18 protein-coding genes and 1 pseudogene are annotated in these 20252 nt (G+C 56.9%); 12 read left to right on the plus strand and 7 right to left on the minus strand.

Annotation, left to right across the window (positions count from 1 at the left end; genetic code table 11):
* Nucleotides 1–32: 32 nt before the first annotated feature.
* From ACI2JR_RS24515 to abgT, 3 genes and pseudogenes are all read left to right on the plus strand, one after another.
* Nucleotides 33–1343, plus strand: a complete 1311-nt coding sequence (locus ACI2JR_RS24515; RefSeq protein WP_132731996.1) for a M20 family metallo-hydrolase — start codon at nt 33–35, stop codon at nt 1341–1343.
* Entirely contained in the window at nt 1343–2788 is a 1446-nt protein-coding gene (locus ACI2JR_RS24520; protein ID WP_462479684.1) for a M20 family metallopeptidase, read from the plus strand. Before ACI2JR_RS24515 ends, ACI2JR_RS24520 begins: the two co-directional genes overlap by 1 nt.
* Nucleotides 2789–2851: 63 nt before the next feature.
* Nucleotides 2852–4377: pseudogene (gene abgT, locus ACI2JR_RS24525) on the plus strand (p-aminobenzoyl-glutamate transporter).
* Nucleotides 4378–4438: 61 nt separating this feature from the next.
* Here the strand turns inward: abgT and ACI2JR_RS24530 are convergent.
* Nucleotides 4439–4567, minus strand: coding sequence for a hypothetical protein (locus ACI2JR_RS24530; RefSeq protein WP_279388017.1), 129 nt, complete (start codon nt 4565–4567; stop codon nt 4439–4441).
* A 322-nt stretch (nt 4568–4889) separates the two neighbouring features.
* Between ACI2JR_RS24530 and ogt the strand changes: the two genes are divergently transcribed.
* The 3 genes from ogt (at nt 4890) to uspE (ending at nt 7441) form a co-directional block, all read left to right on the plus strand.
* Nucleotides 4890–5405, plus strand: a complete 516-nt coding sequence (gene ogt / locus ACI2JR_RS24535; RefSeq protein ID WP_132731999.1) for a methylated-DNA--[protein]-cysteine S-methyltransferase — start codon at nt 4890–4892, stop codon at nt 5403–5405.
* Between the two features lie 195 nt (nt 5406–5600).
* Nucleotides 5601–6353: a fumarate/nitrate reduction transcriptional regulator Fnr gene (fnr, locus tag ACI2JR_RS24540; RefSeq protein ID WP_132732000.1), complete on the plus strand. Its 753-nt coding sequence runs from the start codon at nt 5601–5603 to the stop codon at nt 6351–6353.
* A 137-nt stretch (nt 6354–6490) separates the two neighbouring features.
* Nucleotides 6491–7441 carry a universal stress protein UspE gene (uspE, locus tag ACI2JR_RS24545; RefSeq protein WP_132732001.1) on the plus strand — a complete coding sequence of 317 codons (951 nt, stop codon included), beginning with the start codon at nt 6491–6493 and terminating at the stop codon, nt 7439–7441.
* 135 nt (nt 7442–7576) lie between these two features.
* On the opposite strand, the gene ACI2JR_RS24550 is transcribed toward uspE, so the two are convergent.
* The 3 genes from ACI2JR_RS24550 to pntA all read right to left on the minus strand — a co-directional run bounded on the left by ACI2JR_RS24550 (nt 7577) and on the right by pntA (nt 10843).
* Nucleotides 7577–7765, minus strand: coding sequence for a YdiH family protein (locus ACI2JR_RS24550; protein ID WP_132732002.1), 189 nt, complete (start codon nt 7763–7765; stop codon nt 7577–7579).
* Nucleotides 7766–7914: 149 nt separating this feature from the next.
* Complete coding sequence (pntB, locus tag ACI2JR_RS24555) at nt 7915–9303, minus strand: Re/Si-specific NAD(P)(+) transhydrogenase subunit beta (protein ID WP_132732003.1); 1389 nt, start codon at nt 9301–9303, stop codon at nt 7915–7917.
* Between the two features lie 10 nt (nt 9304–9313).
* Nucleotides 9314–10843 (minus strand): Re/Si-specific NAD(P)(+) transhydrogenase subunit alpha, encoded by a 1530-nt coding sequence (gene pntA / locus ACI2JR_RS24560; RefSeq protein ID WP_132732004.1) that lies wholly within the window; start codon nt 10841–10843, stop codon nt 9314–9316.
* A gap of 521 nt (nt 10844–11364) precedes the next feature.
* Here pntA and ydgH point away from each other — a divergent pair.
* The 3 genes from ydgH (at nt 11365) to folM (ending at nt 14638) form a co-directional block, all read left to right on the plus strand.
* On the plus strand, nt 11365–12315 hold the full coding sequence (gene ydgH, locus ACI2JR_RS24565) for a DUF1471 family protein YdgH (protein ID WP_132732005.1): 951 nt from the start codon (nt 11365–11367) through the stop codon (nt 12313–12315).
* Between the two features lie 178 nt (nt 12316–12493).
* Nucleotides 12494–13876 carry an amino acid permease gene (locus tag ACI2JR_RS24570; RefSeq protein WP_462479685.1) on the plus strand — a complete coding sequence of 461 codons (1383 nt, stop codon included), beginning with the start codon at nt 12494–12496 and terminating at the stop codon, nt 13874–13876.
* Nucleotides 13877–13912: 36 nt separating this feature from the next.
* A complete protein-coding gene (gene folM / locus ACI2JR_RS24575; protein WP_132732007.1) occupies nt 13913–14638 on the plus strand; it encodes a dihydromonapterin reductase in 726 nt (241 codons plus the stop codon).
* Here folM and ACI2JR_RS24580 read toward each other — a convergent pair.
* The gene (locus tag ACI2JR_RS24580; RefSeq protein WP_132732008.1) at nt 14635–14970 is read right to left on the minus strand and encodes a GlpM family protein; all 336 of its coding nucleotides are present in this window, start codon (nt 14968–14970) and stop codon (nt 14635–14637) included. The two genes, folM and ACI2JR_RS24580, sit on opposite strands and share 4 nt — an antisense overlap.
* Nucleotides 14971–15097: 127 nt before the next feature.
* Here ACI2JR_RS24580 and rstA point away from each other — a divergent pair, with 127 nt between their 5' ends.
* From rstA to tus, 3 genes are all read left to right on the plus strand, one after another.
* On the plus strand, nt 15098–15814 hold the full coding sequence (rstA, locus tag ACI2JR_RS24585) for a two-component system response regulator RstA (RefSeq protein ID WP_462479686.1): 717 nt from the start codon (nt 15098–15100) through the stop codon (nt 15812–15814).
* A 291-nt stretch (nt 15815–16105) separates the two neighbouring features.
* On the plus strand, nt 16106–17407 hold the full coding sequence (rstB, locus tag ACI2JR_RS24590; RefSeq protein ID WP_462479687.1) for a two-component system sensor histidine kinase RstB: 1302 nt from the start codon (nt 16106–16108) through the stop codon (nt 17405–17407).
* A gap of 72 nt (nt 17408–17479) precedes the next feature.
* Nucleotides 17480–18412, plus strand: coding sequence for a DNA replication terminus site-binding protein (gene tus, locus ACI2JR_RS24595; protein WP_132732011.1), 933 nt, complete (start codon nt 17480–17482; stop codon nt 18410–18412).
* On the opposite strand, the gene fumC is transcribed toward tus, so the two are convergent.
* The gene (fumC, locus tag ACI2JR_RS24600) at nt 18402–19802 is read right to left on the minus strand and encodes a class II fumarate hydratase (RefSeq protein WP_462479688.1); all 1401 of its coding nucleotides are present in this window, start codon (nt 19800–19802) and stop codon (nt 18402–18404) included. The two genes, tus and fumC, sit on opposite strands and share 11 nt — an antisense overlap.
* A 144-nt stretch (nt 19803–19946) precedes the next feature.
* On the minus strand, nt 19947–20252 hold a 306-nt coding region (locus ACI2JR_RS24605), incomplete at its 5' end, for a fumarate hydratase C-terminal domain-containing protein (protein WP_462479689.1).

The following is a 20252-nucleotide window of genomic DNA, read 5'->3' on the forward strand; positions in this document are numbered from 1 at the left end:
CATCACATATTTAAACTATGACAGGACAGGTTATGCCGTTACTCACGCAATACATCCACCAGCTGATGCCGGAAATGACGCAGTGGCGTCGCGATTTACACCACTATGCCGAGTCGGGCTGGGTCGAGTTTCGTACCGCCAGTAAAGTCGCGGAGATACTCCACCGGCTAGGCTACGATCTGGCATTGGGCCGCGACGTTATCGATGCCGACAGCCGGATGGGCCTACCGGATGAGGCCACGCTGGCGCATGAGTTTGCGCGGGCCCGCCAGCAGGGCGCCCCGGAGCCGTGGCTTAGCGCATTTGAAGGAGGGTTCGCCGGCGTCGTCGCCACGCTGGATACCGGCCGCCCGGGCCCGACCCTCGCCTTCCGGGTTGATATGGATGCCCTCGATCTGAATGAAGACACCGATAGCCAGCATCGTCCATTTCGCGATAACTTTGCCTCCTGCAACCCGGGGATGATGCACGCCTGCGGCCATGACGGCCATACCGCTATTGGCCTGGGACTGGCCCATGTGCTGAAGCACTATGCCGATCGTTTACACGGGACGATCAAGCTGATTTTCCAGCCGGCGGAAGAAGGCACCCGCGGCGCGCGGGCGATGGTAGCCGCCGGCGTGCTGGATAACGTCGATTATTTTACCGCGATCCATATCGGCACCGGCGTCCCCGCCGGAACGGTCGTCTGCGGCGGCGATAACTTTATGGCCACCACCAAATTTGACGTGACCTTCACCGGGGTCGCGGCCCATGCCGGCGGCAAGCCGGAAGACGGACGCAACGCCCTGCTGGCCGCCGCGCAGGCGGCGCTTGGTCTGCACGCGATAGCGCCGCACAGCGCAGGCGCGTCGCGGGTTAACGTTGGCGTCATGCAGGCGGGAACCGGCCGGAACGTGGTGCCTTCCGGCGCGCTGCTGAAAGTGGAAACCCGTGGCGAAACCGAAGCCATCAATCAATACGTTTTTGAACGCGCGCAGTCCGTTATCGCAGGCGCCGCGGCGATGTACGGCGCCAGCGTCGACCTGCGTCTGATGGGCGCGGCCACCGCCAGCGCGCCGTCGCCGACGTGGGTGGCCTATCTGCGCGAACAGGCAGCCCTGGTGCCCGGCGTCAGGCAGGCTATCGACCGCATCGCCGCCCCCGCGGGTTCCGAAGATGCCACCCTGATGATGGCCCGGGTGCAGCAGCGCAACGGCCTGGCCTCCTACATGATTTTCGGCACCGAACTCAGCGCCGGTCACCACAACGAGAAATTCGATTTCGATGAGAGCGTGATGGCGATGGCGGTCGAAACGCTGGCCCGCGCCGCGCTCAACTTTCCGTGGCAGCGAGGTGTTTAATGGAGACAATTTACCGCTTTGTCGATGATACGATCGCCTCACGCGCAGCTGAATTTAGCGCCATTGCCGATGAGATTTGGGATCATCCGGAGACCCGTTTTGAAGTGTTCTGGTCCGCTGGACGCTTAGCCGATGCTCTGCAGGCGGAAGGCTTTCAGCTCAGCCGTGAGGTGGGCGGCATCCCGAACGCCTTTATTGCCAGCTACGGTAGCGGCCAGCCGGTCATTGCCCTGCTGGGAGAGTATGACGCGCTCGCCGGACTCAGTCAGGAGGCGCATTGCGCGCGGCCGACCAGCGCAACGCCGGGAGAAAACGGCCACGGCTGCGGGCATAATCTGCTGGGAACCGCGGCGCTGGCCGCCGCGGTGGCGAGTAAAAACTGGTTCCAGCAGCACGGCGGCGGCGGGACCATTCGCTTCTACGGCTGCCCGGGCGAGGAAGGCGGTTCCGGTAAAACCTTTATGGTGCGCGAAGGACTGTTTGATGACGTGGATGCGGCATTGACCTGGCACCCGGAAGCCTACGCCGGGATGTTCAGCACCAGCACGCTGGCGAATATCCAGGCGGCCTGGCGTTTTAGCGGCACCGCCGCCCACGCCGCCAATTCCCCACACCTTGGCCGGAGCGCGCTGGATGCGGTGACGCTGATGACCACCGGCAGCAATTTTCTCAACGAACACATTATTGAGAAAGCCCGCGTCCACTATGCGATTACCGATAGCGGCGGCATTTCGCCCAACGTGGTCCAGGCGCAGGCGGAAGTGCTCTATTTGATTCGCGCGCCGGAGATGGCCGATGCGCAGCAAATCTATGCGCGTATTGAGAAAATCGCCCAGGGCGCGGCGCTGATGACCGAAACCACGGTCAGCTGTCGTTTCGATAAGGCCTGCTCCAGCTATTTGCCCAACCGCACGCTGGAGGCGGCGATGTATCAGGCCGTCTGCCACTATGGTACCCCGCAGTGGAGCGATGAAGAACGCGCTTTCGCCAGCGAGATTCGCGCCACCCTGAGCGAAAATGACCTCAGCAACAGCCTGAAAAATATTGCCGCAACCGGCGGTGACGAGGGCAAACGCTTCGCCCGCCGCCATCGTGAAACGGTGCTTATCGACGAAGTAGCCCCGTGGGCGGCGACGGATAACATTCTGGCCGGTTCAACCGATGTCGGCGACGTCAGCTGGAAGATCCCGGTCGCCCAATGTTTCAGTCCCTGCTTTGCCGTCGGCACGCCGCTGCTTACCTGGCAGCTGGTCAGCCAGGGGCGAACCTCTATCGCTCATAAGGGGATGCTGCTGGCGGGGAAAGTTCTTGCCGCGACGGCTATCCGTCTGCTTACCGATGAGACGCTGCTGCAAGCCGGTCAACAAGAACTGGCGCAGCAGCTGGCGGAACGGGCCTATCAATGCCCAACCCCGGAAAACGTGACACCGTCACCTTTAAAATAATAAAACCATCACGAACACTACAACGACTACAACAACTAACACAACGACGACTGAGGAATGCCCATGAGTATGTCATCCATACCGTCGCCTTCCCCCAGCGGAAAGCTGTATGGCTGGGTTGAAAAGATCGGTAATAAGGTTCCGCATCCTTTTTTGCTTTTTATCTATTTGATCGTCGCGCTGGCGATAGCCACCGCGGTACTCTCCGCCTTCGACGTTGGGGCAATCAACCCGACGGATGGGTCAACCGTGGTGGTAAAGAACCTGCTCAGCATCGAGGGGCTGCACTGGTTTCTGCCTAACGTTATCAAGAACTTCAGCGGTTTCGCCCCGCTGGGGGCGATTCTGGCGCTGGTTCTCGGCGCCGGGCTTGCCGAGCGCGTGGGGCTGCTGCCGGCGCTGATGGTCAAAATGGCCTCGCACGTCAGCGCGCGTTATGCCAGCTACATGGTGCTGTTTATCGCTTTTTTTAGCCACATCTCCTCCGATGCCGCGCTGGTCATTATGCCGCCGCTGGGCGCGCTGATGTTCCTCGCCGTCGGTCGTCATCCGGTGGCGGGGTTACTGGCGGCCATTGCCGGCGTCGGCTGCGGATTTACCGCCAATCTGCTGATCGTCACCACCGATGTGCTGCTCTCCGGCATCAGTAGCGAAGCGGCAAAGACGCTGGATAGCGCGCTGCATGTCAGCGTGATCGATAACTGGTACTTTATGGCCAGTTCGGTGATCGTCCTGACGCTGGTCGGCGGGCTCATCACCGATAAACTTGTCGAACCCCGGCTGGGTCAATGGCAAGGTGCAGCGAGGACGGATTACAGACGCTGACGCCTGAGCAACGTTTCGGCTTGCGGGTTGCCGGTATCGCCGCGCTGGTGTTTATTGCCCTGATTGCCGCAATGGTGGTGCCGGAAAACGGTATTCTGCGCGACCCGCTCACCCACACAGTGATGCCTTCGCCTTTTATTAAAGGCATTGTGCCGCTCATCATCTTTTTCTTTATCTTCGTTTCGCTGGCCTACGGTATCGCCACTGGCAAGATTCGCCGTCAGGCGGATTTACCGCCCTTAATGATCGAACCGATGAAAGAGATGGCCGGATTTATCGTGATGGTGTTTCCGCTGGCCCAGTTTGTCGCCATTTTTAACTGGAGCAATATGGGGAAATTTATGGCGGTCGGGTTGACGGATTTACTGGAACAGGCGGGGCTAAACGGCGTGCCGGCTTTTGTCGGTCTGGCACTGCTGTCGGCATTTCTGTGCATGTTTATCGCCAGCGGTTCGGCGATCTGGTCCATTCTGGCGCCAATCTTTGTGCCCATGTTTATGCTGCTCGGCTTTCACCCGGCGTTTGCGCAAATTCTGTTTCGTATCGCCGATTCTTCGGTCCTGCCGCTGGCACCGGTCTCGCCGTTTGTGCCGCTGTTTCTTGGCTTCCTGCAACGCTATCGCCCGGATGCCAGACTCGGAACCTACTATTCCCTCGTTCTGCCCTATCCGCTGATCTTCCTCGCCGTCTGGCTGCTGATGCTGGTGGCGTGGTATCTGCTGGGGTTGCCGATCGGCCCGGGCATTTATCCGCGCCTGCACTAGAGGAACCGGGTGGCCAGCTTCTGGCCACCCTCCGCGCAACGCGACGCGGCATTCTTCACGATTACAGCGGTTTTTTCTTTAACTGCATCTCTTTCACCTGCTTATACACAGACTCGATCAGCAAAGCGGCCGCATTTAACAATAACCCACTGATAATCAACATCAAAACACCAGTCAGAATATATTGCATATCGATACCTCCAGGGTTCGCCAACGCCGGAACTGCGCCCGGAGCCGGCAAGTCGTTGACCCAAAGAATGCCTGTACAGATGACTCATGGCGTCGCCGATAGCTGAGCTGATGCCCGCTCACCCGGGCACGACTGACAAACGATTTCGGGAGGTGAACTGAACGCTCCTCCGTCCAGAAAAGCTCACCCACGAGGCGACGAAAACCGATACCAGCGTCCCCCGGCGTTTATCTTTATGGAGTATAGTTGGCAACCCGACAGGCGTGATATCTTGTCGATCTACGGCAATATTATCTGTTGAATCAGGCGACAAGGAGACAAGATGCTGGTACTGCTGCAGGACAAAATCGACACCCCGCTGGGGCCGCTATGGATTCTTTGCGACGAACAGTTCCGTCTACGCGCCGTTGAGTGGGAAGAGCATAGCGACCGGATGGAACAGCTGCTTGAAGTGCATTACCGCCGCGAAGGCTATCAACGCGTTGCTTCGCGTGACCCCGGCGGGTTGAGTCAAAAGCTTGATGCCTATTTCGCCGGCGATCTCAGCATCATTGCAACCTTGCCCACCGCCACGGCGGGCACGCCTTTTCAGCGTGAAGTCTGGCAAACCCTGCGCACGATTCCCTGCGGACAGGTGATGCACTACGGCCAGCTGGCTGAAGCTCTCGGCCGTCCGGGCGCCGCACGCGCGGTTGGCGCGGCTAACGGCGCCAATCCGGTGAGTATCGTGGTGCCCTGCCATCGCGTGATTGGACGTAACGGCACCATGACCGGATACGCCGGCGGGGTGCAGCGCAAAGAGTGGTTATTGCGCCATGAGGGGTATCTGCTGCTTTGACGCTACGTGCCTTTTATCGGAAGCATCGGGTAACTTTACAATCCAGTCTGAACTGACATGTTATTGTTTATCAACAGCATAAGCGCGACTATTGATTTCCCCTTTTAATATTACGTGTTTCCTCGGTTCGAGACTTACCTGCTCTCCAAAAAGATGTTAAAATTGACCAATATCAATTAAGGCTTGAGCAGACCTATGATCCCAGAAAAGAGAATTATTCGACGCATTCAGTCTGGCGGTTGCGCAATTCATTGTCAGGATTGCAGCATTAGCCAGCTTTGCATCCCTTTTACTCTGAACGAGCATGAGCTTGATCAGCTGGATAATATCATCGAGCGTAAAAAGCCTATCCAGAAAGGACAGACCTTGTTCAAAGCCGGTGATGAGCTGAAATCACTGTATGCGATTCGTTCTGGCACCATCAAAAGCTATACCATCACCGAGCAGGGTGACGAGCAGATTACCGGCTTCCACCTGGCGGGCGATCTGGTCGGTTTTGACGCCATCGGTACCGGTCTTCACCCGAGCTTTGCCCAGGCGCTGGAAACCTCAATGGTCTGCGAAATTCCGTTTGAAACGCTGGATGACCTTTCCGGTAAGATGCCGAATCTGCGTCAGCAGATGATGCGTCTGATGAGCGGCGAGATTAAAGGCGATCAGGATATGATTCTGCTGCTTTCCAAAAAGAACGCGGAAGAGCGTCTGGCGGCCTTTATCTATAATCTGTCCCGCCGTTTCGCGCAGCGCGGTTTTTCGCCTCGCGAGTTCCGTCTGACAATGACCCGTGGCGATATCGGCAACTATCTGGGCCTGACGGTCGAGACCATCAGCCGTCTGCTGGGTCGTTTCCAGAAAAGCGGCATGCTGGCGGTGAAAGGTAAATATATCACCATCGAGAATAGCGAGCTGCTCTCAGAGCTGGCGGGCCAGGCCCGCAACGTCGCCTGATCCCCCTAATCCCTCCGCCAGATCGCGAATTTTTTTCTGATTTGTTGATCTGGCCAGGGTCATCCCCTGTTTCATTTCATCCATATAGGTTATCTTTTTAATGACAGACTGTAGTTACAGTTGTAAGGAGACCCTGTATGGCAAAGTATCAGAACATGCTGGTAGTAATCGACCCCAATCAGGATGACCAGCCTGCATTGCGGCGTGCGGTGTATCTGCACCAACGGATTGGTGGACGCATCAAAGCCTTTTTGCCGATCTACGATTTTTCCTATGAGATGACTACCCTGCTGTCGCCCGATGAGCGGACGGCGATGCGCCAGGGCGTGATCAGCCAACGCAGCGCCTGGATCAAAGAGCAGGCCCGCTTTTATATTGAGTCCGGCGTGCCCATTGATATTAAAGTGGTGTGGCATAATCGCCCTTTCGAAGCCATTATTCAGGAAATCCTCACCGACAAGCATGACTTACTGCTGAAGATGGCGCACCAGCATGACAAGCTGGAAGCCGTTATTTTCACTCCTACCGACTGGCATCTGCTGCGCAAATGTCCGTGCCCGGTCTGGATGGTTAAGGACCAGCCGTGGCCGGAAGGCGGTAAGGCGCTGGTGGCGGTTAACCTGGCCAGCGAAGAGAATTATCACGACGCGTTAAACGAAAAGCTGGTTAAAGAGACCCTCGAGCTGGCCGATCAGGTTAACCATACCGAAGTCCATCTGGTTGGCGCTTATCCGGTCACGCCGATCAATATCGCTATCGAGCTTCCCGATTTTGACCCAAGCATCTACAACGACGCAATTCGCGGTCAGCACCTGCTGGCAATGAAAGCGCTGCGGCAAAAATTCGGCATTGATGAAAATCGCACCCATGTAGAGAAAGGTCTGCCGGAGGAAGTGATTCCTGACCTGTCAGAGCATCTGCAGGCGGGGATTGTCGTGCTCGGCACCGTCGGGCGCACCGGGCTGTCGGCGGCCTTCCTCGGCAATACCGCCGAGCAGGTCATCGACCATCTCCGCTGCGATCTGCTGGTGCTCAAACCGGAACAGTATAAAACCCCGGTCGAAATGGATGACGAAGACGACGATTAATCCGCCGGCTAGCACTCCGTTCTCTACCCCTGTCCCCCGCTCGCGCGGGGGATTTTTTTAGCGCCGGCCTGCCTCAGGTAAAAATAAAGGGCCTTTCGGCCCCGTCATCAGCAACATATAGACAGCAACAACGCTTTAATGGATACCTAAACGCCAGGCGTGATCGATCTCTTCTTTCAGCTCATTGGAAGAAAGCGACATCAAATCCGCAAATTCCAGCTCGAGAAGTTTGAATTTTTTCAGGTACTGCGCGGGGGTTAAAGCGGTTGGGTCACGACGCAGAAACTCGATGGCCATTTGCGTGGGAGTTAATTCGGTATCCATAATATCCTCAGAGTGATGAAAAAACAGGCTTAGTATAACACTCCCGGGTGCTGACTTTATGAGCAATTCATGACCTGACCGGATATATAAAAAAGCCGTCTCAGCAGAGACGGCTTCAGACTCAAACATTATTTACGGTCACAGGCTCATCACAGCGCTTTCAGAATAGCGTCAACGCTGGCTTTGGCATCCCCGAACAGCATATGGGTGTTCTCTTTGAAGAACAGCGGGTTCTGAACGCCGGCATAACCAGTATTCATCGAACGCTTAAAGACCACCACATTCTGCGCTTTCCACACTTCCAGCACCGGCATACCGGCGATCGGGCTCTTCGGATCGTCCTGTGCCGCCGGGTTAACGGTATCGTTCGCGCCGATAACCAGCACGGTGTCGGTATCGCTGAAATCATCGTTGATCTCATCCATTTCCAGCACCACGTCATACGGCACTTTCGCTTCCGCCAGCAGCACGTTCATATGCCCAGGTAAACGACCGGCGACCGGGTGAATACCAAAACGCACCTTGATGCCGCGCGCGCGCAGCCTTTCCGTGATTTCAGCCACCGGATACTGTGCCTGCGCGACCGCCATTCCGTAGCCCGGGGTGATGATCACCGAATGGGAGTTTTTCAACATTTCAGCGGTATCTTCCGCGCTGATTTCGCGGTGTTCGCCGACTTCTTCATCGCTACCGGTGGACGAACCATCGGTGCCGAAACCGCCGGCAATCACGCTGAAAAATGAGCGGTTCATCGCCTTACACATAATGTAAGAGAGGATCGCCCCCGAAGAACCCACTAGCGCACCGGTGACAATCAGCAGGTCGTTGCTGAGCATGAAGCCCGCCGCCGCCGCCGCCCAGCCGGAGTAGGAGTTCAGCATCGAAACCACGACCGGCATATCTGCCCCGCCGATCGAAGCCACCAGGTGCCAGCCAAAGGCCAGCGCGATAACGGTCATCACCAGCAGCGCCAGCGCCTGGGTAGCGGTACTATCGGTGCGGACAAACGCCACCAGCAGCAGGAAGGAGACCACCAGCGCCGCCAGGTTCAGCTTATGACGATGCGGCAACATCAGCGGTTTAGATGAAATCTTTCCGCGCAGCTTGCCGAATGCCACAATTGAACCGGTAAAGGTCACCGCCCCGATAAAGATGCCAAGGAACACTTCCGTCAGGTGAATATTCACCAGGATCTGTTCCATCCCCGCTTCGTGGTACAGGTAGCTGTTAAAGCCCACCAGCACCGCGGCCAGGCCAACAAAGCTGTGCAGCACCGCAACCAGCTCCGGCATTTCGGTCATTTCGACCTTCTTCGCCAGGCGGATACCAATTGCGCCACCGATGACCATCGCCAGAATGATCCACGCCACGTTGCCAGTATCCGGCCCCAGAATGGTCGCAATCAGCGCGATGGCCATCCCGGCCATCCCGAACAGGTTACCCTGCTTTGAGGTTTCGTGTTTTGACAGCCCCGCAAGGCTAAAAATAAACAGAATAGCGGCAACAATGTATGCAGCTGTAACTAATCCTCCAGACATGTGCTACCCCTTAGTTCTTGCGGAACATTTTCAGCATGCGCTGAGTGACGGTGAAACCACCAAAAATATTAATGCTGGCGATCAGCACCGCGATAAAGCTCAGGAAACTGACCCAGCCGCCGTGGCCGATCTGCAACAACGCTCCGACGACGATAATCCCGGAAATGGCGTTCGTCACCGACATCAGCGGCGTGTGCAGCGCATGAGAAACGTTCCACACCACGTAGTAACCGACCACGCAGGAGAGCGCGAAAACGGTAAAGTGGCCGAGGAATTCTTTCGGCGCCACGTTGGCGAGCCAGCCAAACAGAATAATCGCCAGCGCCATCAGCGCGTATTTACGCCATGGAGAGGCCGGTTTTTCTGCTTCTTTTGGCGCTTCCGCCGGTTTGGCCGCGGCCTGCGGCTGCGCGGAGACCTGAATCGGCGGCGCCGGCCAGGTCACTTCGCCTTCGCGCACGACCGTCACGCCACGCACCACCACGTCGTCAAAATCAATGGTGATGTTGCCGTCTTTCTCTTTGCACAGCAGCTTCAGCAGGTTGACCAGGTTGGTCCCGTACAGCTGCGAGGACTGGGTCGGCAGACGGCCCGGCAGGTCGGTATACCCAATGATCTTCACTCCATTGGCGGTGGTGACCACCTCGCCGGGTACGGTGTACTCACAGTTGCCGCCGTTCTGCGAGGCCAGATCGACCACCACGCTACCTGCCGTCATTGAGTCAACCATTTCGCGGGTGATCAGTTTCGGCGCCGGCTTACCTGGAATCAGCGCCGTGGTGACGATGATGTCGACCTCTTTCGCCTGCGCCGCAAACAGCGCCATTTCCGCTTTGATAAAGGCTTCGGACATGACTTTGGCATAGCCATCGCCGCTGCCCGCCTCTTCTTTGAAGTCAAGTTCAAGGAACTCGGCGCCCATACTCTGCACCTGTTCTTTCACTTCCGGACGAGTATCGAACGCGCGGACAATCGCCCCAAGGCTGTTCGCCGCGCCGATGGCCGCCAGTCCGGCAACGCCTGCGCCGATGACCATGACCTTCGCCGGCGGAACTTTCCCCGCCGCGGTAATCTGCCCGGTAAAGAAACGACCAAACTCGTGGGCCGCCTCGACAATCGCACGGTAGCCGGCGATGTTGGCCATGGAGCTCAATGCATCCAGCGACTGGGCGCGCGAAATACGCGGCACCGAATCCATGGCCATCACGTTGATATTACGGGCCGCGAGTTTCTCCATTAACTGTGGATTTTGTGCGGGCCAGATAAAGCTCACCAGCGTCGTGCCTGGATTGAGCAAGGCAATTTCATGTTCCTCAGGCGCATTGACCTTGAGAATAATGGGCGACTGCCAGACTTCGGCGCCATCCACAACCTCAGCACCAGCCTGAGCAAATGCTTCGTCATCGAAACTTGCCAGATGACCCGCGCCGCTTTCAACTGCGACGGTAAAACCCAGCTTGAGCAGTTGTTCCACCGTTTTCGGCGTGGCAGCTACACGGGTTTCATTGGCAAACCGTTCTTTTGGTACCCCGATACGCATAGTTTTCCCTTCCATCGGTTTTTGATGATGGTTTTCTTTTCTCACAGACGACGGTAAAGCGGCAAAAAGTGCCCTTTCTCTCCCTTCGGCTGAAAAAATGAAACAGTAACAAACTTTTTATAACCTACTGAAAATACCGATTGTGATCTACTGCGATAAAACAGAAATTTTGATTTTATTGGTAAAACTCACTGCGAACAGTGTCAGGCAGCAATATTTACCTTAATTTTATAGCCAGGCCTGATAATTCGCTTAGCTGAAGCGCTAATACGCCATTAATCGCCAGTTAGAACATCACATTAACATTACGTTAACTTATAAAAGTGGTATTGATTATCAATTTTGCTGGTCAAGAGGCTGTTTTTTCAACATATCGGAAAATGTTATATTATTGTGACGCACGTTTCGGGCGGTAAGCGAAAAATGACGCAGACAGTTACGCCTTTTAAATGCAATAATCGAGCGTTATCAGTCAACAACAATACCAGTACATGGTTTGCGCAAGGCAAAGGATTATTTTTATGAAGCTTAAGAACTCACTCCTGGCGTCTGCTCTTCTGGCTACAACCGCGTTGTCAGCCCATGCGGCGACCGAGCTGACTCCGGAGCAGGCGGCGGCGTTGAAGCCCTACGATCGCGTGGTGGTCACCGGTCGTTTTAACGCGATTGGCGATGCGGTCAAAGCCGTCTCCCGCAGAGCGGACAAAGACGGCGCAGCCTCTTTTTACGTTGTCGACACGTCTGATTTAGGCAACAGCGGTAACTGGCGCGTGACCGCCGACCTGTATAAAAACAACGCTCCGCAGGCGGATGCCCCGCAAAACCGGGTGATCAGCGGCGTGATGGAACTGCCGAAAGATCAGGCCGTCGAGCTGGAACCGTATGATACCGTAACCGTCCAGGGCTTCTATCGCAGCCAGCCGGAAGTGAACGACGCGATCGCCAAAGCGGCGAAAGCGAAAGGCGCGGCCTCGTTCTTTATCGTCCGTCAGGTTGACGCCAACCAGGGCGGCAATCAGCGCATCACCGCGTATATCTATAAAGCCGACGCGAAGAAACGCGTTCTGCAGAGCCCTGATGCGATTCCGGCAGATTCTGACGCAGGACGCGCGGCGCTGGCAGAAGGCGGCGCGGCGGCTAAAAATGTTGAAATCCCGGGCGTAGCAACGACCTCTGCCGTGGGCTCTGGTACCGGCGTGGGTCGCTTCTTTGAAACCCAGTCATCCAAAGGCGGGCGTTACACTGTCACGCTTCCTGACGGCACCAAAGTCGAAGAAGTGAACAAGATTACCGCCGCTCAGATGGCCCCGTTCGACAGCATCAAGTTCACCGGCAACTACGGCAACATGACCGAAATCTCTTATCAGACCGCGAAACGTGCGGCGAAGAAAGGGGCTAAGTACTACCACATCACCCGCCAATGGCAGGAACGTGGTGGTAACATCACCATCAGCGCCGATCTGTATAAGTAATCGCCTCTGAGCTGAACAAAAAGGCGGCATAATGCCGCCTTTTTACTTTTTTTCACCCGCCGCCATTGCATGCGTACAAAACACTCCGTAAAATCCCGCGCCTTAGCGTAATCCTCCATTTTTATGCGATTTCGCCAAATAAATATTCTTTATTCACCGCCATCACCTCGGGAATACAATGGAAAAGAGACTGGGCCTCAGCGCCTTGACCGCACTGGTACTGAGTTCAATGCTAGGCGCTGGCGTATTCAGCTTACCGCAAAACATGGCGGTGGTGGCCAGCCCATCGGCGCTGTTGATTGGCTGGGGGATTACCGGGGTCGGGATTTTATTCCTCGCCTTCGCGATGCTGCTGTTGACCCGCATTCGCGCCGATCTGGACGGCGGCATTTTCACCTATGCCCGCGAAGGCTTTGGCGAGCTGATCGGTTTCTGCTCCGCCTGGGGCTACTGGCTGTGCGCGGTGATCGCCAACGTCTCTTATCTGGTGATTGTCTTTGCCGCGCTCAGCTTCTTCACCGATACCCCGGACACCATTATCTTCGGCGACGGCAATACCTGGCAGGCGATCGTTGGCGCCTCGCTACTGCTGTGGGTGGTACACTTTCTGGTTCTGCGGGGGGTACAAACGGCCGCCGGGATTAACCTCATCGCCACGCTTGCCAAACTGATCCCTCTCGGCGCATTCATCGTTCTCTCCGTGGCGGCCTTCCGTCTTGAAACCTTCAGCCTCGACTTCAGCGGCCTGGCGCTCGGCGTACCGGTCTGGGAACAGGTGAAGAATACGATGCTGATCACCCTGTGGGTGTTTATTGGCGTCGAAGGCGCGGTGGTGGTTTCCGCCCGCGCGCGCAACAAACAGGATGTCGGGCGCGCCACGCTGCTGGCGGTCCTTTCCGCTTTGGTGGTTTATCTGCTGGTAACCCTGCTGTCGTTAGGCGTTGTCGCCCGACCGGAGCTGGCCGGGATGCGTAACCCGTCGATGGCCGGATTAATGGTAAAAATGATGGGTTCGTGGGGGGAAGTGGTGATTGCCGCCGGGCTGATTATCTCGGTCTGCGGCGCCTATCTGAGCTGGACCATTATGGCGGCGGAAGTCCCCTGGCTGGCGGCCAGCCATAAGGCGTTTCCACGACTGTTTGCCCGGCAGAATAAAAACAATGCCCCGTCGGCGTCCCTGTGGTTAACCAATATCAGCGTCCAGGCGTCGTTGGTACTGATTTGGTTGACCGGTTCGGATTACAACACGCTGCTGGCTATCGCATCCGAGATGATTCTGGTGCCCTATTTCCTCGTCGGCGCCTTTCTGCTGAAGATTGCCGTGCGGCCGCTGCATCAGGCGGTGGGTATCGGCGCATGTCTTTATGGCTTATGGTTATTATATGCGTCGGGCCCTGTGCATTTACTGTTGTCGGTGGTACTTTACGCTCCGGGTCTTCTGGTTTTCCTGTACGCGCGCCGTACGCACCAGCACGATCGCATGCTTAAACGCCGTGAATTAGCCTTAATTGGTTTTTTGCTGGTTGCCGCTATCCCGGCAACGTGGATGCTGGTGGGGTAAGCGGTTGCCCTGCCGCTGAATTGAAAGGAGATACCCATGGATGTCCGACAGCCTCGCCCCATTCTGATTACCGGTGGAGGCCGCCGCATCGGCCTCGCGCTGGCGCACCATTTTCTCAATCAGCAGCAGCCGGTTATCGTCAGCTATCGCACGCACTACCCGGCCATTGACGTTCTGCGCGAAGCCGGGGCGCTCTGTCTGCCGGCCGACTTTAGCAGCGACGACGGGATTTTGACTTTCGCCGAAGCGGTGAAAACCCACGCCAGCGGTGGCCTGCGCGCCGTCATTCACAATGCCAGCAGCTGGATGGCGGAAAAACCGGGTATCCCCCTGACTACGGTGCTGGCCAGCATGATGCAGATCCACGTCAATGCTCCCTACCTGCTCAACCATGCGCTGGAAAACCTCCTGCGCGGTCACGGCCATGCCGCCAGCGATATTATTCATATCACCGACTACGTGGTGGAACGCGGCAGCGATAAACATATCGCCTATGCCGCCAGCAAAGCGGCGCTGGATAATATGACCCGCTCCTTTGCCCGCAAGCTGGCGCCGGAGATTAAGGTCAACGCCGTCGCCCCTTCGCTGATCATGTTTAATGAGGGCGACGATGCCGAATACCGTAAACAGGCGCTCGATAAGTCGCTGATGAAAATCGCGGCGGGTGAAAAAGAAATTATCGAACTGCTCGATTATCTGTTCACCAGCAGGTTTGTCACCGGGCGTTCATTCGCCGTGGATGGCGGGCGGCATCTGCGCTAGTGAAACCGGCTCCAGCCGAGGATCAGCAGCCAGGCACACAGGCTCCAGCACCCTACCGCGCCCGCCAGCGCTAACGGCAGGCGCATGATTCCGGTGAAGTACCATAGCGACAGCAGGTAGATAAAATAGGGAATGATTGACCACATGCCAAATACGATGGTCGTGCGTAGCGCTTCAATGCCGCGCTCGCTGGCGACGATGTAATGTGCAATCAGGGCAAAAGTCGGAAATAACGGAATTAACCCGGCGATATAATAGTTTTTGGTTTTGGAAAGTACGCCAATCAGTACCACCACCAGCGCCCCGAGCAGCGCTTTAATCAACAGCCCCATTCCTTTAGCCTTAACAGTGAAATAACGTGTTGATCCAGCATAACGGAAGAACATTTGTTTATAAAAGATTAATGGCAGGCAGTCAGAGGGCGGTGTATGTTAATTCTTTTTCTTATACAAGTCAGATATGAATAAGATCGTTTTTGTTGAGGATGATCCCGAAGTTGGCGCCTTGATCGCCGCCTATCTCGGAAAGCACGATATGGACGTGGTGGTTGAGCCCCGCGGTGACCGGGCAGAAGAGGTGATTGCGCGGGAAAAACCTGACCTGGTATTACTGGATATCATGCTGCCAGGCAAAGACGGGATGACCCTTTGCCGCGATCTGCGCGGCCAGTGGCAAGGCCCCATCGTGTTGCTCACCTCGCTCGATAGCGATATGAACCATATTTTATCACTGGAAATGGGCGCCAGTGATTACATTCTGAAGACCACCCCGCCCGCCGTACTGCTGGCGCGCCTGCGCCTGCATCTGCGCCAGCACGTTGCCGTTCCCACGCCCCATGCCCCGGCGGCCCTGACGCCGCATAAAACCATCACCTTTGGTTCGCTGTCGATCGACCCGGTTAACCGTCAGGTGTTACTCGGCGGCGAGAGCGTGGCGTTGTCGACGGCAGACTTTGAGCTATTATGGGAACTGGCCACCCACGCCGGGCAGATTATGGATCGCGATGCGCTGCTGAAAAACCTGCGCGGAGTCAGCTACGATGGGATGGACCGCAGCGTCGATGTGGCTATCTCTCGACTGCGCAAGAAGCTGCTCGACAGCGCCACAGAACCCTATCGGATCAAAACGGTGCGCAACAAAGGCTACCTGTTCGCCCCGCACGCCTGGGACAATTAACCGGTCGCGCAGGCACACAAACCGCCCCGTAAAGCCACCCAACGGTGGCTTTTTGCTGAACACACCGTCGGGTGAAAAAACGTGTTTTCTCCCAGCCCTGTGCTTTCAGTCTGACAACCTGCCGGTTTCCATGTGCGGACGTTTTGCTCAATCACGGACTGCGAAGGATGCCCTCGACAGCGATCAGGTTTCGTTTCTGCATCAGCGCCCTGGCGGATATACCCATGCCTCCATAGCGCCCTGAAGGTAAAAGACAGATAGTTAACACATTGATTTTTTAGGTGATATTTAATGAAAAAGCTGTTTGTGCAGTTCTACCTTCTGTTGTTTGTCTGCTTCCTGGTGATGACGATGCTGGTTGGCCTGGTGTACAAATTCACCGCCGAGCGCGCCGGCCGCCAGTCGCTGGACGACCTGATGAAGAGCTCGCTGTATCTGATGCGCAGCGAGCTGCGGGAAATTCCTCCCCGCGACTGGAGTAAGACGCTGAAGGAGCTGGATCTTAACCTGTCGTTCGATCTGCATATCGAGCCGTTGAGTAAATTTAAACTGTCGGAAAACTCGATGCAGCATCTGCGCGCCGGCGATATTGTCGCCCTCGATGACGAGTACACGTTCATCCAGCGTATTCCACGCAGTCACTATGTCCTGTCGGTCGGCCCGGTCCCCTATCTCTATTTTCTCCATGAGATGCGCCTGCTGGATGTGGCATTGATGGCCTTTATCGCCATCTCGCTCGCCTTCCCGGTGTTTATCTGGATGCGTCCCCACTGGCAGGATATGCTGCGCCTGGAGACCGCCGCTCAGCGCTTTGGCGAAGGACATTTTAGTGAGCGGATTCACTTCGACAGTATGTCCAGCTTCGAACGGCTGGGGGTGGCTTTTAACCAGATGGCCGACAACATCAATGCCCTGATCGCCAGCAAAAAGCAGCTGATTGATGGGATTGCCCACGAGCTGCGAACCCCGCTGGTGCGCCTGCGCTATCGCCTGGAGATGAGTGAGAATCTGACCGGGGCGGAATCGCAAGCCCTGAATCGCGACATCGGCCAGCTGGAAGCGTTAATCGAAGAGCTGCTGACCTACGCGCGGCTGGATCGTCCGCAGAATGAACTGAACCTGACCACCCCCGACTTCCCGGCCTGGATTGACGCCCATGTTGAAGAAATTCAGATGGTGAACCCCCAGCGCGCGGTGACGCTGCGCGAGGCGGTGGCCAGCGATTATGGCGCCCTCGATATGCGTCTGATGGAGCGCGTTCTGGATAACCTGGTAAACAACGCCCTGCGTTACAGCAACCAGCGTATTCAGGTTAGCCTGACGCTTCAGGGCTCGCGGGCCACGCTACAGGTTGAGGATGACGGTCCGGGTATCGATCCGGCGGAACGCGAGCGCGTATTTGAGCCGTTTGTCCGCCTCGACCCCAGCCGCGACCGGGCCACCGGCGGCTGTGGACTGGGGCTGGCTATTGTCCACAGCATTGCCCAGGCGATGTCCGGAGAAGTGAGCTGCGGCGCCAGTTCGCTGGGCGGCGCCCGGTTTAGTTTTAGCTGGCCAATCTACCACCAGCTGCCCAATTTTAGCTCTACCTGACCTCCTTGCGCAGGCGCTTCGGTCTGCGTATAGTTAAAAATCAAATAGTATGTTGTAACTAAGGTGATGGATATGGCCAGCTACGACCTCGTTGAACGTCTCAATGATACCTTCCGCCAGCTGGAGCGCGAGCTACAGGAACTTCAGCATAGCCTGCGCGCCTGCCGCTTGCTGGCCGCCCGGGTGTTCGCGCTGCCGGCCATCAGTAAAGAGGCGGAGCACCAGCCGCTGGAGACCATCAAGGTGGTTCAGCACATCGGTCAACCGGCGCTGGAAATGGCCCTGAAACACTACCGTCATCTGTTCATTCAGCAGCAATCGGAAAGCCGCAGCAGCAAGGCGGCCGTCCGCCTTCCCGGCGCCATTTGCCTGCACACCAGCCACGCGGAGCAGGCCGCAATCCGGCAGCAAATTAGCCATATCAATGCGCTGAAAGCCGCTTTCGAAAAAATTGTTACCGTCGATTCCGGCCTGCCCGTCGCCGCGCGTTTTGAGTGGGTACACCGCCATCTGCCAGGGCTGATAACCCTTAGCGCCTACCGCACCTTAACGCCGCTGTTTGATCCCAGCACCATTCGCTTCGGCTGGGCCAATAAACACGTGATTAAGAACCTCACCCGGGATCAGGTGCTGATGCAGCTGGAAAAGAGCCTGCAATCCCCGCGCGCGGTGCCGCCCTGGACGCGCGAACAGTGGCAGAGCAAGCTGGAACGAGAATATCAGGATATTGCCGCCCTGCCGCAGCGGGCAAAGCTGAAGATTAAACGGCCGGTGAAGGTTCAGCCCATCGCCCGCGTATGGTACGCCGGCGAGCAAAAACAGGTGCAGTACGCCTGCCCGGGGCCGCTGATTACGCTGATATCCGGCACCCAGGGGGTCAGCGTGCCGGATATCGGTGAGTTACTGAATTACGATGCGGACCATGTCCAGTACCGCTATAAACCGCAGGCGCAGTCGCTCAGATTGCTGATCCCGCGGCTGCACCTGTGGCTGGCTAGCGAGTAGCCATACTGCCGACCATCTCTTCCGGGCGCACCCAGCTATCAAATTCGGCTTCCGTCAGGTAGCCGAGCGCCAGCGCCGACGCTTTGAGCGTCAGCCCCTCTTTATGCGCCTTTTTGGCAATTTCCGCCGCTTTGTCGTAGCCAATATGCGTATTCAGCGCCGTCACCAGCATCAGGGATTCGTTGAGCAGTTGGCCGATGCGTTCGCGGTTCGGTTCGATCCCCAGCGCACAGTGCGCGTTAAAGCTTTCCATGCCGTCAGCCAGCAGCCGTACCGATTGCAGGAAATTATGAATCACCATCGGGCGGTAGATGTTCAGTTCAAAGTTGCCGGAAGCGCCGCCGATATTCACCGCCACATCATTGCCCAGCACCTGACAGCACAGCATCGTCAGCGCTTCGCACTGCGTCGGGTTCACCTTGCCGGGCATAATGGATGAGCCGGGTTCATTTTCCGGAATGGCGATTTCGCCAATACCGCAGCGCGGGCCGGAAGCCAGCCAGCGCACATCGTTAGCGATCTTCATCAATGACGCGGCCAGCCCTTTCAGCGCGCCGTGCGCGTGGACCAGCGCGTCGCAGGTAGCCAGCGCTTCAAACTTATTCGGCGCGGTAACGAACGGCTGACCGCTGATCGCCGCCAGCTCTGCCGCCACCCGTACGGCATACTCCGGGTGCGTGTTCAGCCCGGTGCCGACCGCGGTTCCCCCCAGCGCCAGCTCGCTCAGGTGCGGCAGGCTGTGCTCGATATGTTTCAGGTTATGCTCAAGCATCGCCACCCAGCCGGAAATTTCCTGACCCAGGGTCAGCGGCGTGGCGTCCTGCAGATGGGTACGACCAATTTTAACGATGTCGTTAAAGGCGATGGATTTATCGCTCAGCGTCTGTTTCAGCACGTTGAGCTGGGGAATCAGCTTGTCGCGCAGGGCGATAATGGCCGCCACGTGCATCGCCGTCGGGAAAACGTCGTTGGAGCTCTGGCTCTTGTTGACGTCATCGTTAGGGTGAATCTTACGTTCCATTCCCCGCACGCCGCCCAGCAGCTCGCTGGCGCGGTTAGCCAGCACCTCATTCATATTCATGTTGCTTTGCGTACCGGAGCCGGTCTGCCAGATGGCCAACGGAAACTCCGCGGGATGCTTGCCCGCCAGTACTTCATCGGCGGCCTGAATGATAGCCCCGGCCTTCTCTGCCGCCAGCAGCCCGAGATCCTCGTTAACCTTTGCCGCCGCGCGTTTGGTCAGCGCCAGGGCAGCTATCAGTTCGCCCGGCATTTTTTCCGTCGAGATGCGGAAATGTTCCAGCGAACGCTGGGTCTGCGCGCCCCAGAGTTTGTCGGCAGGCACCTCAATGGCGCCCATAGAGTCTTTTTCACTGCGATGCGTTGTCATTCCTGTCTCCTTGAATAAAAAAAGTATGCAATGTCGACAAGGCTCACCTGCTTTAACGCGTTAAGTATTGGTCAGATTTTTAATTTTTATTGCTCGTTCGTGCCGCTAAGCGGCATAAAAAACCGCCCCGGAGGGCGGCGATGATTATTTCACACAGCGTGCGCACTGTGAGGTCTGAATCTGCTGGAAGAAGTCGTTGCCTTTGTCATCCACCAGAATGAACGCCGGGAAATCTTCCACTTCAATCTTCCAGATGGCTTCCATCCCCAGTTCCGGATAGGCCACGCACTCCAGGCTGCGGATGCTCTGCTGCGCCAGTACCGCGGCCGGGCCGCCGATGCTGCCGAGGTAGAAACCGCCGTGCTGATGGCAGGCATCGGTCACCTGCTGGCTGCGGTTGCCTTTGGCCAGCATGATCTTACTGGCGCCGTGGGACTGCAGCAGATCGAC

The sequence above is a fragment of the Klebsiella sp. NPDC088457 genome (assembly GCF_044900465.1).
Lineage (GTDB): Bacteria > Pseudomonadota > Gammaproteobacteria > Enterobacterales > Enterobacteriaceae > Klebsiella.

Coding starts and splice junctions, on each gene's coding strand:
- ogt (WP_132731999.1), top strand. CDS start 4,890: ATGCTGGTACTGCTGCAGGACAAAATCGACACCCCGCTGGGGCCGCTA.
- rstA (WP_462479686.1), top strand. CDS start 15,098: ATGAATAAGATCGTTTTTGTTGAGGATGATCCCGAAGTTGGCGCCTTG.
- ACI2JR_RS24515 (WP_132731996.1), top strand. CDS start 33: ATGCCGTTACTCACGCAATACATCCACCAGCTGATGCCGGAAATGACG.
- fumC (WP_462479688.1), bottom strand. CDS start 19,802: ATGACAACGCATCGCAGTGAAAAAGACTCTATGGGCGCCATTGAGGTG.
- ACI2JR_RS24580 (WP_132732008.1), bottom strand. CDS start 14,970: ATGGGGCTGTTGATTAAAGCGCTGCTCGGGGCGCTGGTGGTGGTACTG.
- pntB (WP_132732003.1), bottom strand. CDS start 9,303: ATGTCTGGAGGATTAGTTACAGCTGCATACATTGTTGCCGCTATTCTG.
- ydgH (WP_132732005.1), top strand. CDS start 11,365: ATGAAGCTTAAGAACTCACTCCTGGCGTCTGCTCTTCTGGCTACAACC.
- ACI2JR_RS24530 (WP_279388017.1), bottom strand. CDS start 4,567: ATGCAATATATTCTGACTGGTGTTTTGATGTTGATTATCAGTGGGTTA.
- ACI2JR_RS24550 (WP_132732002.1), bottom strand. CDS start 7,765: ATGGATACCGAATTAACTCCCACGCAAATGGCCATCGAGTTTCTGCGT.
- tus (WP_132732011.1), top strand. CDS start 17,480: ATGGCCAGCTACGACCTCGTTGAACGTCTCAATGATACCTTCCGCCAG.
- pntA (WP_132732004.1), bottom strand. CDS start 10,843: ATGCGTATCGGGGTACCAAAAGAACGGTTTGCCAATGAAACCCGTGTA.
- fnr (WP_132732000.1), top strand. CDS start 5,601: ATGATCCCAGAAAAGAGAATTATTCGACGCATTCAGTCTGGCGGTTGC.
- uspE (WP_132732001.1), top strand. CDS start 6,491: ATGGCAAAGTATCAGAACATGCTGGTAGTAATCGACCCCAATCAGGAT.
- ACI2JR_RS24520 (WP_462479684.1), top strand. CDS start 1,343: ATGGAGACAATTTACCGCTTTGTCGATGATACGATCGCCTCACGCGCA.
- rstB (WP_462479687.1), top strand. CDS start 16,106: ATGAAAAAGCTGTTTGTGCAGTTCTACCTTCTGTTGTTTGTCTGCTTC.
- ACI2JR_RS24570 (WP_462479685.1), top strand. CDS start 12,494: ATGGAAAAGAGACTGGGCCTCAGCGCCTTGACCGCACTGGTACTGAGT.
- folM (WP_132732007.1), top strand. CDS start 13,913: ATGGATGTCCGACAGCCTCGCCCCATTCTGATTACCGGTGGAGGCCGC.